This window comes from Dehalobacter sp. 12DCB1 (genome assembly GCF_004343605.1).
In the GTDB taxonomy this organism is placed as follows: Bacteria; Bacillota; Desulfitobacteriia; order Desulfitobacteriales; family Syntrophobotulaceae; genus Dehalobacter.
This window is the reverse complement of the sequence record NZ_POSF01000014.1, coordinates 135,584-150,480: the sequence shown is the minus strand read 5'-3', so window position 1 is coordinate 150,480 and position 14,897 is coordinate 135,584. Positions and strand designations below refer to the sequence as shown.

Here is a 14,897-nt window from a genome sequence, read left to right as displayed (position 1 = left end):
GCTAAAAAATGTGTCTGTGTTAGAACAAATTTGCAAAAAAATATTAAAATGGAGGAAACGCCTTATGATGCGTTCACTATATTCTGCAATTACAGGTTTAAGAAATCACCAGACCGCTATGGACGTGATTGGTAACAATATTGCCAATGTAAACACGAGCGGATATAAAAGAGAAAGAGCCAGTTTCGCAACGATGCTCGGGCAGGCTTCCCAGGGAGCTTCGGCTCCAAGCCTAGTTACTGCGGGCAATCCTTCAACAGCAACGATAGGGGGAACCAATGGCATTACAATCGGTCTCGGCAGCGTGCTTGGATCCGTCGATAAGATTATGACGCAGGGAAGCTCTTCCTATACCGGTAAACCGACAGATATGATGATCCAGGGAGAAGGAATGTTTGTTGTTGAGATTGGGCCAAACACCTATTTTACCCGAACCGGCAATTTTGATCTTGATGAAAACGGTATGCTGGTCGATACGAACACAGGAGCAAAAGTCCAAGGGTATCTGAATGGAGATTATGCATTAGCTGATAATACGAATGATCATTTTCCTTCGACAACTGATTATGATATGACCACGTTGTCCGATATCATTATCCAGCAGGGAGAGACGTACCAGATCGGTGGTACTGACTATACGCTGGAAAGCTATGGGATTGATTCCAAAGGTGTCGTTACCGGGGTTTTCACGGATGCAACGGGCAATTCTGTTAGCCGTGAAATGTTTAAGCTGGCCCTTGCTACATTCAACAATGAAGGCGGACTGAATTATGAGGGGAACAACTTCTATACACAAAGCAACAACTCAGGTGACGCTGAATTCGGGGTCGCGGGCAGTGGCGACAAGGGCGATATCATGACATCATACCTTGAAATGTCCAACGTTGACCTTTCCCAGGAGTTTACGGATATGATCGTAACCCAGCGCGGATTCCAGGCTAACTCTAGAGTTATTACGGTTTCTGACACCCTGCTTGAAGAACTGATCAACCTGAAACGCAGCTAAGCATTGAAGGATAATTGGCGTTAACGGAGAACTATTTAAGCAGGTAAAGGAGACTACGAACGATGAAGTTGTCAACGGAATATTTACAAACGCTTCAGGATCGTATCGACATGATTGGCAGCAATCTAGCCAATGCCAGCACGACAGGTTTCAAGGAGCAGCTGTTGTCTATTGAAGAATGTTACGACGTTCAGGATAGAAGCAATACGATGGCGCAGTACGGTGGTATGCCTGTGACGCAAAATCCGGTAATTCACATTAATCAATACGACGGAAACCGCATCGACTTTACACAAGGGTCCCTGGGGAGTACCGGGAACCCTTTGGATCTTGCAATCTGTGGAGATGGATTCTTCCAGGTGAAAACGGAGGACGGAAAGCTTGGCTATACACGGTCGGGGGCTTTCAGTGTCGATGCCGCAGGAAATCTGGTTAACAACCAAGGAATGCTGCTTGAACCGAAGATATCTGTTTCGGAGAATGTAACGGACATCAGTGTTGACAGCGACGGTACTATCTATGGCGTGCGGACAATGGCAGAAGAAAAGGATCAGGCTGTCCCCGCCGGGAAAGAGGAAAACCAGGGCAACCCCGTTATCTTGGGCAAGATTTCTCTTTTCCGCTTTACGAATCCTGATGGATTGGAGCAAGCAGGCAGCAACGTGTATTTTACAACAGGAGCTTCAGGTCAGGCAAAGGCCGGGATCCCGGGAGAAGACGGATATGGCGTTATTAAGAGCGCAATGCTGGAAAAATCCAATACAAATCTTTTAACGGCGATGACCGATCTCATACAAGTCCAGAGAGCCTACCAGGTCGATGTTCGGATTAGGCAGGACCTTGATGAGATGACGGCTCAGAGCATTGCAATGAGGAGATAAGCATGGCTGGATGGCTAAATAGTCCGATTTTTAATTTACTTGAGAGCGGGTTGGATGGACTCGGACTGCGTCAGCGTGTCTTGGCCGACAATATCGCCAATAATGACACGCCCGATTTTAAAAGGTCAGATGTCAGTTTCGATAAAATCCTGCAAGCTACGATGGACAGCATGAACAATGCAACAGCAGTATCCGGCACAGAGCCTGGCCATATCCCGATTACCGGGACAGGGCTGACTTCAGACAGCTTCGTAGTCAAGGATGAGGGCACCACCTACCGTAATGACGGAAATAACGTGGATATTGACCTCGAAATGACCAGGCTTGCAGAAAATACCCTTCAATACAATTCATTATCCAGGATGTTAACGATGCATCTCTCCATGCTGAAACAGGCAATTCAGGAATAACCATCCAAGAATAGACGGTTCGTTGGAGGAGCGTGATTTTTTGCTCAGAGGATTATATACGGCAGCTTCAGGCATGATTATGAATAACCAACAGAGTGAGGCGATAGACCGGAATATTGAAAATATGAACAATCCCGGCTATCTTGAAGAAAGTGAAAGGGTCACTTCTTTTCCGCGTCTACTGGTCAGCAGGCTTACCCCTTCTACGACCAGTGATAAGCCTTCGGAAAATGTTCCGCTGGGAATCATGGGAACGGGTGTCTATGCGGAGAAAGTCTTATACAGCACAGAACCCGGTTTGATCCGGGAAACCGGAAATATGACTGATGTGGCGCTTAACGGTGACGGCTTTTTTGTCGTCGAAACGCTTGACGGGGAACGTTATACCAGAAACGGACATTTTCAGGTTGATCCTTCCGGCATGCTCAGAACAGCAGGCGGTAATCTTGTTCTTGGTCAAAACGGAGCAATCGGCCCTTTGCCGGACGATTTCACCATTCTGCAGGATGGAACAATTATCAGTACTGATAGCAGCCAGGTCATAGACAAACTTACAATTGTGGACATCCCTGCGGAAGATCTGGATCGTGACGGACTTACGAGTCTTTATAACAGCCAGAATCAACCTACGGAAATACTACCGAAAAACATCAGGGTTGAACAGGGTTTTATTGAGGAATCAAACGTCGATCTAAATGCGCAAATGGTCAAAATGATTCAGGTAACGCGATCGTATTCAGCGAATCAAAAAGTGGTCCAAACCAATGATGAAATTTTACAAAAAGCCGTCAATGAAATAGGAAAGGTGTAACTGGCTCCTGAAAAAGCAGAACATACGTAAGAGGTGATAACTATGGGCTTCCAATCCGTTATTTTTTTGCTGGGTAGCGAAGAATATGGCCTCCCGATTGAGGTCGTGCAGGAAATAACACAGTTGACAGAAGTTCATCCTGTACCCCAGTCTACAAAATATGTCAAGGGCCTTATTATTATTAGAGGTCAGGCAATTCCGCTGATTGATCTGCATGCCAAATTTGAGATTCCGTCCCGGAATGAAGCTGGTTTTGCAATCATTATGAAAATTAATGATAATGTTGTTGGCATTGCCGTTGATGAGATCATTGAGGTAAGGATACTTGAGAATGTTGTTCAGGCGCCTCCTTTGGTTGCTGCCTCATTTATCGGAGGAATTGTCAATCTCCCGGACAGACTGATTGTTCAGCTGGATCCGGCATTTATTTTTAAAACCGATGAGCTGGAAGATTTAAAGGCTTTGGCCTGATTGGCTCCGCCTGCCTGTTTACTGGTGACTGGAGGTTTGGTGAGCTATCTTGACTTTTTTCAGATATTGATTTATATTAAATTGAATTCATTATAATTAACTAGAAAAGGAGGGCGTCTGAATTGGCTTTGTGGGAATGCAGTATATGCAAAAAGGTCTCTGAAGGAAGATGTCGTCCAAAACAATGTCCCGAATGCGGAACTGATAAAGAAAAGATAGTGAAAAAGGGTTAGCAGTGCATATCGACTATTATTTATATCTTTTTAAAATTAGTTGGCCGGCTTTGAGCGGTCTTTTTCTTGTCTGCATTTTTTTAGGGGCAAAATGCCTTTCTATATTTAGAGAGGCATTGGCCGAAAAGAATCATTTCAGTAAATTTCTTGCTGCAACCCGATCACTCTTCCTAGTCTTGATCGTTTTTATTTACTCCCTGATGTTTATGGATTACAATCAGGATTGGCTGAACAATGCGGCAGTGTCGAAAGGGGTCATCGAAAGCCTTTCTGCGGAAGCTGAGCAGTATACACTAAGCTTACGAAGCGGAGAAGAGATACTCACGTTAAGTATTGATGCGGCTGCTTTCCATAAACTTCATAAGAAAGATTTAGTGGAAGTCACTTATCTTCGCCAGAAAAAACAGGTAGTTAAATGCAGCGTATTAACCCGACAAGCTGACGGCTTCATATAATAGCATAGCTTAATATTTGACATTAAATGGAATTGGTTATTGACGTCTCATGATATAATATAATTAACAAATAGTGTTTTTATCAATCAGATCCATGGAAAGGAGAGGTAGAACTTATGCGTATTCTTAAGGTAAATGACAATACGGTTCGCATTTTTATCTCCTTTACCGAGCTCGCAGATCGCAATATATCTCTTGCTGACTTGTTTCAACGTTCCGCGAGAACTGAGCAGTTTTTTTGGGAATTGATTTCAAAAGCCAGAGATGAAGTAGACTTTAGTTTAGATCAGCCTTTCTGGATCCAGGCTACTGTTGCTTCAGAAGATGAATTTGTCATAACGGTAATTAAGCAGGAAGAACAAATTGATGCGGAAATTAACCATATTATTCAGACCGCATTTGGAGAAAAGAAGAAGAATCCACGCCCTTCTCCGAAATTTGCGTCTGAAAAACAATGGGTATATTTGTTTGAAGAATTCGAGGATGTTATTTCCGCAGTCCGTCTCTTGCCGGGGATTCTCCAGCTTCAATCCGCATTGTTCCAATATGAGAGCGAATATTACCTGACAATCAGCAATATTGGAAACCCGCGTAAAAAGAAACTGGCTGAAGCGATATTGGACGAATTTGGGGAATCTGTCATGACCACGGATACTTTTCTCAAAGAGCACGGTGAAATGATTATCGAGGAAGATGCCGTAAGAATCTTAAAACGCCTCGAGAAAAAGAAAAGGAGCTAACAGCTCCTTTTGCTTTGGATACTAGCCAGTAGAATTGAAATGGCCTGCCTTATAGAGCTTGCGGATACTGATCAGGCAATCTGGGCAGACGGGTTGCTTTTTAAACAATAGAAGCTGGTCCTCGCCATTGCAGAAAATGCATTTGGATCTTTTTTTTGTTTGTAACATGCAGAAGTTGTATATTTTTGTTTCGGACGGCTCCATTGCCTTTCCCCCTTGGATTTATTTAAGTGGGCTAAAATGTTATTATATTAATATTAAACGATCCGGCTTGTCGAAATCCTGAAAAAAACCAAGCGAGTAAGAATGAACATTTTGTCTTAGATTGCAGAATTCGGGGTGTTTTTTTGAAAAACAGCAAACTGCGTCTTCTTCCCCCAGTAAATGAGGTCATTGCCGAATTAGTAAAAACTGGTGCCTGTAGCGGCTATGAACTTTCGGCAATTACCTGGGCTGTGAGGAAAGCCTTGGAAAAGGGCAGAAAGATTCTTTTGGATGATCTGAATCACGATAGTAAAGAATTGAATAGTGGAAAAACGATAAAGCCTCAGAATTTTTTATACTGTCAGCCTGAAGAATTCATACCATTCTTCCGAGCATGGTTGTATAAGGAGATCCGGGCAGAATTGAGAGGTTACGGAAGTATGAAGAGAGTTATCAATGCTACAGGTGTAATTCTGCATACGAATTGCGGACGCGCACTTCTTGCTCCGGAAACCGCTGCCTATGTTGCGGAACAGGCTGTTGTTTACAGCAATCTTGAGCTTAACCTTGAAACCGGTGATCGCGGTTCGAGGTACAGCCATGTAGAAAAAATTTTAACAGAACTGACAGGGGCGGAAGCATCCCTTGTTGTGAACAACAATGCCGCCGCCGTACTTTTAATCATGAATACTTTTGCCCTTCATAAAGAAGTCATTGTTTCCCGCGGAGAACTGGTTGAAGTCGGCGGATCTTTTCGGATTCCTGAAGTGCTCAAAGCAGGGGGGGCAAAACTGGTGGAAGTCGGAGCAACGAATAAGACCTGGCTCAAGGATTACCAAGAGGGGATCGGTCCTGAGACGGCGATGCTGCTGAAAGTACATACCAGTAATTATCGAATTCAGGGATTCCAGCATGAAGTTCCAGTTGATGAGCTTGTGATGCTCGGTAAAGAGTCGGGGATTCCGGTTGTCGTAGATCTCGGCAGCGGCAGTTTCCTGGATGGATCGGAATATGGTCTTCCGCAGGAGCCGACGGTGCAGGATACGCTGAAAAGCGGAGCTTCACTGGTTTCTTTCAGCGGGGATAAACTTTTGGGAGGCCCTCAAGCCGGAATTATTATCGGCAAAAAGGAACTGATTGATCGCTTGAAAAAAAATCAGCTTACCCGGGCTTTGAGGGTCGATAAACTGGTTCTGGCTGCCTTGATTGGAACGCTCCGTTTCTATCAGAGAGGGGAAATCAGTAAGATACCTGTCTGGAATATGCTTTCCCGTACAAAAGATGATCTTCGAAAAGACGCGCTAAAGCTAAGTATAATGCTTGCTAGCCTGCCCGGTTTAGAAATACAAGTCATGGACGCTGAATCCTGCGTCGGAGGCGGGGCTTTTCCGACGGCGGAGCTTCCAACTTACGTATGTGCGGTAAAGCCTCAGCAGGGATCAGTTGTTGATCTCGAAAGGTTTCTGCGGCAGGGAGAGGTTCCTATTCTGGCACGCATTGTGAAAGATGCAGTGTTTTTTGACCCCCGAACCTTGCTGCCGGAGGATTATCAGGTGATGACAGACCGTCTTCGGCAGTGGAATCAGTAACAAGAGACAAGTACCACATGCTACAATGCCAGAATGTAGCTAATTACTTGTATGGTTATCCTATGTGTATGGTTATCCTATGAATGTTTTACTAGTATACGTATTAAAAATTGCTACTCAAATATTATGACATTCTTAATCGTTAACCCGTATTAGGTCTGCATTCTACAGTTCCAGCATCAAGCAGGGCATACTGACGGCACAAGATGTGCCTAGGGTCGAATGCGTCAAAGCATAGGACACCTTTGTTGAAAACGGAATTCTAGGTAGGTCTGCAGGTCATGTTGTGCTATAATTGCTTTTGGGAAAAACAAAGTGGACAACAAAGAAAAAAACGAAAGGAGGGAAAGCAATGTCCGGCGACAAAATAAGACTGACGCAGTACTCAAGCAAATCTGGCTGAGGGTGCAAGATTGGTCCTGGCGACCTGGCACAAGTTTTGTGTCACTTTCCAAAACAAACATCCAACCCGGATCTTCTGGTCGGCTTTGATACGTCAGATGATGCGAGTGTCTACCGTCTTAATGACGATCAGGCAATTGTTCAGACAGTTGACTTTTTTACTCCGATCGTTGATGATCCATATTCTTTCGGGCAAATTGCCGCGGCCAACGCCCTCAGTGATGTCTATGCCATGGGTGCGCGTCCGCTGACTGCACTTAATCTTGTTTCTTTTCCGATTGATAAGCTTGACAAAAGCATATTGATGGAGATACTAAGAGGGGGAAAAGACAAAGTTGAAGAAGCCGGAGCCTTAATCATCGGTGGACATTCGATCGATGACCCTGAACCAAAGTATGGTCTATCCGTAACAGGCATTGTTCATCCTGACCGAGTGCTGACTAATTCCAGCGCTAGGGAAAACGATTTGCTCGTTCTGACAAAACCATTGGGACTTGGGATTATCACGACTGGGATAAAAAACGGGATTGTCCGAGCAATTGACGAGAAAGCAGCTATTGAGGTCATGGCACGGCTGAATAAAGAAACGTCGGAGATTGCAGTTCGGATCGGAGTAAATGCCTGTACGGATATTTCCGGCTTTGGTCTATTAGGCCATCTTCACGAAATGATGAAAGCCAGTGGTATGCAGGCTGAGATCTTTGCTGGGAATGTTCCGGTTTTGGGCTGTGCCTGGGACTGTCTAGAAAAAGGAACAATCCCCGGAGGAACGTTATCCAACCTGATTTATCTTGAGGATTATCTGGAAGTGGACTGCAGTCTGGACTGGAAACTGATTCTCGGTGATGCTCAGACTTCGGGTGGCCTGCTTCTGGCAGTGCCTAAAGAAAAAATTGAAATGCTAATTACGGAATGTCATAACAGGAATGTGCATCCTGTCGAAATCATTGGCAGCGTATCGAAGGGAGAACCCGGAAAAGTATTAATCGGCGGGGGAACCATGCCTTTGGCAAGACTACGATAAATGGAGTGGGACAGACTTGAGGAAGAAAATAAATAAAACAAGGAAAGCCTTTACGATCATTGCAGTTTTGCTCGCAGGAATTATTGCAGGTTCGGCTGCCTTTGGCTACTTGTTCTTAAATCAAGGAAGTACAGGTACAGGGGACAGTACAGAAAACTCAAGTACGGACTCTCTTAACAAACGGATAAGCTTCCTGTTAATCGGTGCAGACAAAAGGCCCGGACAGACTTCGTATAATACGGATACGATTATTGTTGCTAGTGTGGATCCTGATACGAAATTGATTTCTCTTTTGTCCATTCCCAGGGATACCAGGGTTAGCCTTCCCGGATCAAATTCTTACGTTAAAATTAATTCGGTCGTGATGTATCGACGAATTACTGAGCTGATGGATGAGGTTACCGAACTGACGGGCATACCGCTTGACGGTTATGTCGTAACCAATTTTGATGGTTTTAAAAGTATTATCGACACAGTGGGTGGAATCGAACTTGATGTTGAAATGGATATGTACAAAGAGACTGGAGACGAAGTTGACGGCGTGATTGACCTGAAAGCTGGAGAGCAGCATCTGAATGGGACTCAGGCGCTCCAGTATGCCAGATTCAGGGGAGACAGCTCCGCAGACATCGGCAGAACTGCGCGTCAGCAGAAGGTTTTGAAAGCAGTGGCCAAAGCAGTCTTGCAACCCTCAACCATTATTAAACTGCCCAAGCTTATTCCTCAAATCAATGAGGTTGTTGAAACGGATCTGAAACTCGCAGATATTCTAAGACTATCTAAGGCAGCCGCAGCTTTCGACAGCTCAAACATGGTGAATCAAACACTGCCTGGCTATGGGCTTTATCTTGACTATATCAGTTACTGGGAAGTCAATCCGGACCATGCCAAACAAGTGGCTAAAAATCTTCTGCTCGGGATTACCACGGATATGACCATCGACGGGACAGTCATTGACTTGCTGAGCCCAGAACTCCAGGCACATGTCACGGTTCCCGGAAGTACTTCCGATCCAAATGGTACAGCATCTCCAGGCCACGATGACTCGGGTAGTGCGAGCGGGAGCGGTGAAGGATCATCCGGAACAGAACTGAATGACGGAAGTAAAGGAATGGATGGCGGAACCGGCACAGATATTAGTCAGGATACGGATAGCCCAGACCAGGGCAATAGCCTGGGTCGGGATGAAAACAATTTGAACAATCACAATTCTTCAGATAACAAGACGAAGGAATAAAGCTATTAATTATTCCTGAATAATTCTCCTGTAGACAAATATCGAAATAGTCAGTAAAATGAGAGAGAACAGTCATAAAATACTGTAATTATGCTATTACAGTATTCTTTTTTTAAATAAAATGTGATTTTGCAGATAATTTTTGGGCTTATTTTCATTATTATTTTGATGATTTATGATGCATATGCGATTTTTTAGGACTAAAGTCCTATGTGCTTTGTTTTTTTAAATGAGATTATTTTCCCAGGTTGTTTAAGGAGAGTGCGGACCATGAAAGAAATGATTGCAACAGGCAAAACGTTAGAAGAGATCAGAGAGAAATGGTCTCAGGAATGGGGCTGTGATCCTAAAGAGCTGCAGATAGAAACCATAGAGAAACCGGGAGTCTTCAACCGGCTCTATAAGGTAAACGTAATTTTGTCGGAACCGGTCAAACAAGATATTCTTCAGGAAGACGCACGAGAGGAAGATACGCGGGTCGTCTGGGATGAAGTCAGATATACGATTTATCCCGGATCACAGGTTCAAAGCATCATTCCTTATCCGCAAGCCGGAAAATTATTTATGCTGGGCAACGAAATTGCATACGAAATGCCTGTTAATAAAGGTGATACCTTTGAATTCTATCCTTTGGTCCAGCAAGGTGAACTATCTTGGCAAATCGCAGTCGAGCCGGACGGCAGCAAAGCTGTCGCGAGAGTCAGACATGCCCGTGCGGGTAAATTTGTCCTGACCAATTCTCTTCCAAATTATTCGCAGCTTGTATTGGAACAACATGTCTCCTGGGATGCTTTTCCTGAACCTGATGAGCTGCCAACGGAAGCAGACCTGTTGAAACAAATTGAAGAAAGTGGAATTGTTCATGGAATAAAAAGCAATCTTTGGGCGAATTTTATGGACGTCGATGGAGAAAGTGAAATTGTCATCGCTGAAGCGACTCTGCCGATTCCAACTGTTCAGCCTCAGTTAATCGACTATGTTGGCGAACCAGTATTTCAGAATGAAGAAAGTAATGAAGACAAAATTGATTATTTCGCCTGTAAAATTGTCCTTTGTCAGAAGGATGATACTCTTGCCAGGAAAATCCCGGGAAAAGAAGGGATCCCCGGTACAAACATTTTCGGAAAAGCTACTCAGGTTGATAAAATCAAGGACTTCATAATTACGCTGAAGAAGAATGTCTATCTGACTGAGAATATGGAAGTTAAAGCGTCTTGTTCCGGTACACCGGTAAGGGTCAATAAAAATACATACTTGGTTGAAAACGCGTTTATTTTGAATAAAGATGTTGATCTGAGTACCGGAAGCATCGACTTCCCAGGCGATGTCTTTATCGGGGGTAATGTTGCGGACGGACTGTATGTTCATTCCTCTGGAACAATCAAAGTACAGGGTTCTGTCTCTGGCGCTGATATTAAAGCAGAAACGGGACTGGTCGTAAGAAATAATATTATAGCCAGTAAGATACTTGTGGGAGAGAAACATGTCTCCATTTCTGAGTTTATCAAGACCATGCATGAAGTCAGTGAAGAGCTTACGCTCTGTGTTCATCAGATTGAGCAGCTACAGGGAGCATCCACTAATACGAGTGTTGGCCAACTTTTTAAGGTCATCCTCGAGAAAAATTTTCAGCAATTGCCCAAAAAAGTTGAAGAGCTGGAGAGACTGCTTAACAGTCAGGAACCCGGGTTTGTGTCCCAGGAGCTTGATCTGGCGATACGTTCAATGAAACATTTTATGATCGGATTGGGACCCCTTCAGCTTAAAGATACGCTTTACCTTAAAAATGCTCTGAAGATTATAGGCTTCTTCATGGCCACCAAGGGACTGGCAGCCTCAGTAAGTGTTCTCTGCGATGTTAGTTATGTCCAAAATTCTGAAATCGGTTGCGCCGGCGATTTTTTCTGCCACAAAGGCGTGTATAATTCCATTTTGAAAATTGAAGGCGGAATTAAAATCCATGGTGTCTGCCGTGGCGGTGAGATCAGTTGCTCAGGCGATCTTTACATTTGGGAACTTGGCGGCTCGAATATCAGTGCCACGACAATTAAGGCATCCAAAAACAGCCATATCAATATCGAGTTCTGCCATGCCAATATTAAAATTTTCATCGGCAAAGAGCTGATCAAGATTGATGAACCAGCTCAAAAAATTGATATTTTCAGGGACAAAGGGAACCTTCAGGTTGGAAAGTTGAGATGGGACGGCAGTACGCGCTAACGAGACTTCACTAGTAACCGGCTGATATAGGGAAGCAGAGGAAGAACTATAAGTGAAGATAGGATGTTAAAAATTGTATGACCGTTGGCAATCTGGCGGCTTAGACCTCCTCCAAGAAACCTGATCACCTCAGTCAGCGGATCTAGAAGCGGGTAAAATAGCAGAACACCAAAAACGTTGACGAACACATGAAATAACGCAACCCATTGGGCGGATCTTGAGGTAAAAGTTGAGACAATCAAAGCGGTGAAGCAGGTCCCGATATTGGCTCCAAAAATAAAAGCAAGAGAGGTTGGTAGATCAAGCCAGCCTCTTTCTGTTAAAACCATCACAAGGCCTGCTGCTGCACTTGAAGAATGCAGGGCTGCCGAGAGAACGGTACCTGCTGCAATACTTTCAAGATAGCTGCTGTTCAGATGAAGCAGCCGCTCCTGAAAATACGAGGTCGAGGCAAGCGGGATCATCGCGGATTCCAAAACGGAAAGTGAAAAAAACATCAAGCCTAAGCCGGCCAACGCATAGTAAAAGAATCTTATTTTGCCTTTCAGCAGCCAGAACCCTAGAAATCCGGGAGGGACCAGCCAAATGGCGAAATCCTTGAACGGCAAAGACAAAAGCTGGGGAGTTACCGTACTGCCAATATTGCTTCCGAGGATCAGTCCGAGGGTATTTTGAAAGCTTAACAAACCGGCGTCAACAAAGGAAATTGCCATTACGGTCAGTGCGGTGCTCGATTGCAGGATACTCGTTGCCAGAATGCCGCTGATGAATCCCCTCGCGGTGGTTTCAGTGAATCTCTTCAGAACAAGCTGAAAATAAGACCCCGTGAATTTTTCCAGGCCATCTCTAAGAATTTTTATTCCTGTCAATAATAGCATCAGGCCTAAAAAAGTAAAACAGACGGGGACAAGCATCAACAACTCCTCGTAGATTCACAGAATAAAACCACTCCGTTTATTTTATTTTGCTGGATGGAACATCATGCAAGTAAAAATCAATATATTAGTTTCCATAAAAAAACTTGCGACCATCTGCCGCAAGTTAAGAAAAGAGAGGAGTGGGAATAAAATTGGAAAACGTGAGACTAATACCATTGTGTCCCGCTTTCTAAGAAACTATGCAAAAGTTTTTTGCAGGAATTTGGCACTTTTTATGGAAAATAGGTTGCATACAGATGTTTCATATTCCGCCGGATAATCTTTAGCTAGAATGAATCATTAGATCATAAGGTTTAAAAAAATATTAAAGGTTACGAGGTAGGTTATGCTTGATTTACATGTTCATTTGCTCGGGCATCTTGACCGGGAAGCAACAAGGGGAAATATCCGTCTTTTTCTTGACGAGGCTAAAAAAAAGAACTTAATTCAGATCGGTTTTGCCGATCATGATATGTACTGGAATGACCTAAACCTGAATCTGATTAGGGAAGTCGCCGAAGAGTATCCTGAATTGCAGGTGAGAATAGGTCTTGAGGTCGACTATCGGGAAGAAAATGAAGAACTAATCCGTAAACGGATCAGTTCATATCCTTTTGACTATACGATCGGTTCTGTCCATGAAATTAACGGATGGTTCTTCGATTATCCCGAGGAAGAAGAAGAACATCTCAGGCGGAACCCTGACAGCTTGTATCTGGAGTACTTCGCGCTGGTGGAAAAAGCAGCTGCCAGCGGAATGTTTCAGATTATTGGGCATTTTGATTTGATCAAACTGTTCAAAATGAGACCGCAGACAGACGTAAGAATCCTCGCAGCTAGGGCGTTGGAAACCATCAGGAAGCAAGGACTGGCCATCGAAGTTAATACCAACGGACGGTATAAGCCTGTGCAGGAATTTTATCCGGAGTCGAAACTTCTTGAACTAATTCACCAGATGGGCATCCCAATCACCCTAGGCTCAGATGCACATGAACCAAGTATGGTAGGACGTGATCTTGAAGAGGTTGTCCAGCAGTTAAAACTATTTGGCGTAAAAGAATTAACCGGGTTTGCTGGGCAAAAACCTCATGCTTTAAATGTTTAAAAAGAGGTTGATTGGAGAATAATAGAACTAAACAATAGTGACGTTAATGTTAATTGCTTTCTTTGTTCACAATAACACAAACGGGAGATGGAAATTCAATGATTGAAAGATGCCGTTCCTGCGGACACGAACATGATGATATTTCCAGGGTCATATTTCGCCGCAACCACGTCAGCAACCGGATGCTTCCATATTGTTCTTATTGCCTGAGGAGATTATACAAGGTGCCATACAGGCCTTAATACCTTAAATATTTGAAGGTTTGCATGGCAATCATTTTCTTTCCGAAAAATAGCTTAGCCCAAAAATACACTTGTTTTTTTGTCCGCACTTTGATATAGTTGCTGGTGAGATAGGAAAAGGGGGGTTGGGACTATGGCATACGTTATTACTGACGACTGCACAACATGCGGATCCTGTGTCGACGAATGTGCAGTAGGAGCTATTAGCGAAGGCGACGGCAAATATGTCATCGATGCTGATACCTGCGCAGAATGTGGCGCTTGTGTAGACGCTTGTCCTTCAGGTGCAATTATTGAAGGATAATTAAATACGGCAATAAAGAAAGAGTATCTGAAGGATGCTCTTTCTTTTTATTGACGGCATTTGTCCGGTGGGTATATAATACAAATAATTATAATAATTCTAAAAATAGATCAAATAATATATAAACTTAAAGTTTTCCAACAATTGACGAAAGGAATTGAGAGTCGTGAATGCTGTCGAAATTCTAAAGGGATTAAAGGATAAGGGAATACGCTTTACTCCCCAAAGGCAGGCAATTTTGGAATTTTTATTGGTTACTGATTCCCATCCCACTGCGGAAGAGATCTACAAACAGGTGAAGACGAAATTCCCCGGTGTGAGTCTGGGCACAATTTACAACACGCTGAATATGCTCAAGGAACACGGGTTTCTTCTGGAACTTCCCTGTGGGGATATGTCCAGCCGTTTTGATGGTAATCCGGTAAACCATTATCATGTGATGTGTTCGCGCTGTGGCAGGGTTGTTGATTTTCATAGTTCATTGATTGATATGGATGCAATGGTCACTGCTAAAACAGGCTTTGATGTACATACCCATAACCTGGTATTTTATGGGGTATGTCCAGGTTGTCAAGACAGCAAAGAATAAGGCTCTTAGTTAAATGTTGGGGTGAACTTCTAAACAAGAGAATGCTAAATATGATGC

The 14,897-nt window shown here is 43.7% G+C and carries 15 protein-coding genes; 14 read left to right on the top strand and 1 reads right to left on the bottom strand.

What is annotated here, in order from left to right:
- The first annotated feature begins 64 nt into the window (after positions 1-64).
- The 11 genes from C1I38_RS07440 to C1I38_RS07380 all read left to right on the top strand — a co-directional run bounded on the left by C1I38_RS07440 (position 65) and on the right by C1I38_RS07380 (position 11,683).
- The gene (locus C1I38_RS07440) at positions 65-1,006 is read left to right on the top strand and encodes a flagellar hook-basal body complex protein (protein ID WP_026156379.1); all 942 of its coding nucleotides are present in this window, start codon (positions 65-67) and stop codon (positions 1,004-1,006) included.
- A 62-nt stretch (positions 1,007-1,068) separates the two neighbouring features.
- Positions 1,069-1,887 carry a flagellar hook basal-body protein gene (locus C1I38_RS07435; RefSeq protein ID WP_020491896.1) on the top strand — a complete coding sequence of 273 codons (819 nt, stop codon included), beginning with the start codon at positions 1,069-1,071 and terminating at the stop codon, positions 1,885-1,887.
- A 2-nt stretch (positions 1,888-1,889) separates the two neighbouring features.
- Positions 1,890-2,297 (top strand): flagellar basal body rod protein FlgB, encoded by a 408-nt coding sequence (gene flgB, locus C1I38_RS07430; protein WP_020491897.1) that lies wholly within the window; start codon positions 1,890-1,892, stop codon positions 2,295-2,297.
- 40 nt (positions 2,298-2,337) lie between these two features.
- Positions 2,338-3,108, top strand: a complete 771-nt coding sequence (locus C1I38_RS07425) for a flagellar hook-basal body protein (RefSeq protein ID WP_026156380.1) — start codon at positions 2,338-2,340, stop codon at positions 3,106-3,108.
- 42 nt (positions 3,109-3,150) lie between these two features.
- Positions 3,151-3,579 (top strand): chemotaxis protein CheW, encoded by a 429-nt coding sequence (locus C1I38_RS07420; protein ID WP_020491899.1) that lies wholly within the window; start codon positions 3,151-3,153, stop codon positions 3,577-3,579.
- A 349-nt stretch (positions 3,580-3,928) separates the two neighbouring features.
- The gene (locus C1I38_RS07410) at positions 3,929-4,267 is read left to right on the top strand and encodes a hypothetical protein (protein WP_243103609.1); all 339 of its coding nucleotides are present in this window, start codon (positions 3,929-3,931) and stop codon (positions 4,265-4,267) included.
- A gap of 116 nt (positions 4,268-4,383) precedes the next feature.
- Complete coding sequence (locus C1I38_RS07405; RefSeq protein WP_020491901.1) at positions 4,384-5,007, top strand: adaptor protein MecA; 624 nt, start codon at positions 4,384-4,386, stop codon at positions 5,005-5,007.
- A 347-nt stretch (positions 5,008-5,354) separates the two neighbouring features.
- Positions 5,355-6,800, top strand: a complete 1,446-nt coding sequence (selA, locus tag C1I38_RS07395; RefSeq protein ID WP_026156381.1) for an L-seryl-tRNA(Sec) selenium transferase — start codon at positions 5,355-5,357, stop codon at positions 6,798-6,800.
- A gap of 352 nt (positions 6,801-7,152) precedes the next feature.
- Positions 7,153-8,226: a selenide, water dikinase SelD gene (gene selD, locus C1I38_RS07390; RefSeq protein WP_083916772.1), complete on the top strand. Its 1,074-nt coding sequence runs from the start codon at positions 7,153-7,155 to the stop codon at positions 8,224-8,226.
- Between the two features lie 16 nt (positions 8,227-8,242).
- Positions 8,243-9,463, top strand: coding sequence for an LCP family protein (locus tag C1I38_RS07385; RefSeq protein WP_243103608.1), 1,221 nt, complete (start codon positions 8,243-8,245; stop codon positions 9,461-9,463).
- A gap of 270 nt (positions 9,464-9,733) precedes the next feature.
- Positions 9,734-11,683: a FapA family protein gene (locus tag C1I38_RS07380; RefSeq protein WP_020491905.1), complete on the top strand. Its 1,950-nt coding sequence runs from the start codon at positions 9,734-9,736 to the stop codon at positions 11,681-11,683.
- On the opposite strand, the gene C1I38_RS07375 is transcribed toward C1I38_RS07380, so the two are convergent.
- Positions 11,680-12,597: a Na/Pi symporter gene (locus C1I38_RS07375; RefSeq protein ID WP_020491906.1), complete on the bottom strand. Its 918-nt coding sequence runs from the start codon at positions 12,595-12,597 to the stop codon at positions 11,680-11,682. The two genes, C1I38_RS07380 and C1I38_RS07375, sit on opposite strands and share 4 nt — an antisense overlap.
- Before the next feature lie 349 nt (positions 12,598-12,946).
- On the opposite strand from C1I38_RS07375, the gene C1I38_RS07370 reads away from it, so the two are divergent.
- From C1I38_RS07370 to C1I38_RS07360, 3 genes are all read left to right on the top strand, one after another.
- On the top strand, positions 12,947-13,705 hold the full coding sequence (locus tag C1I38_RS07370) for a histidinol-phosphatase (protein WP_020491907.1): 759 nt from the start codon (positions 12,947-12,949) through the stop codon (positions 13,703-13,705).
- 375 nt (positions 13,706-14,080) lie between these two features.
- On the top strand, positions 14,081-14,251 hold the full coding sequence (locus C1I38_RS07365; protein WP_015043555.1) for a 4Fe-4S binding protein: 171 nt from the start codon (positions 14,081-14,083) through the stop codon (positions 14,249-14,251).
- Positions 14,252-14,417: 166 nt separating this feature from the next.
- Positions 14,418-14,840, top strand: a complete 423-nt coding sequence (locus tag C1I38_RS07360) for a transcriptional repressor (RefSeq protein ID WP_020491908.1) — start codon at positions 14,418-14,420, stop codon at positions 14,838-14,840.
- Positions 14,841-14,897: the final 57 nt, after the last annotated feature.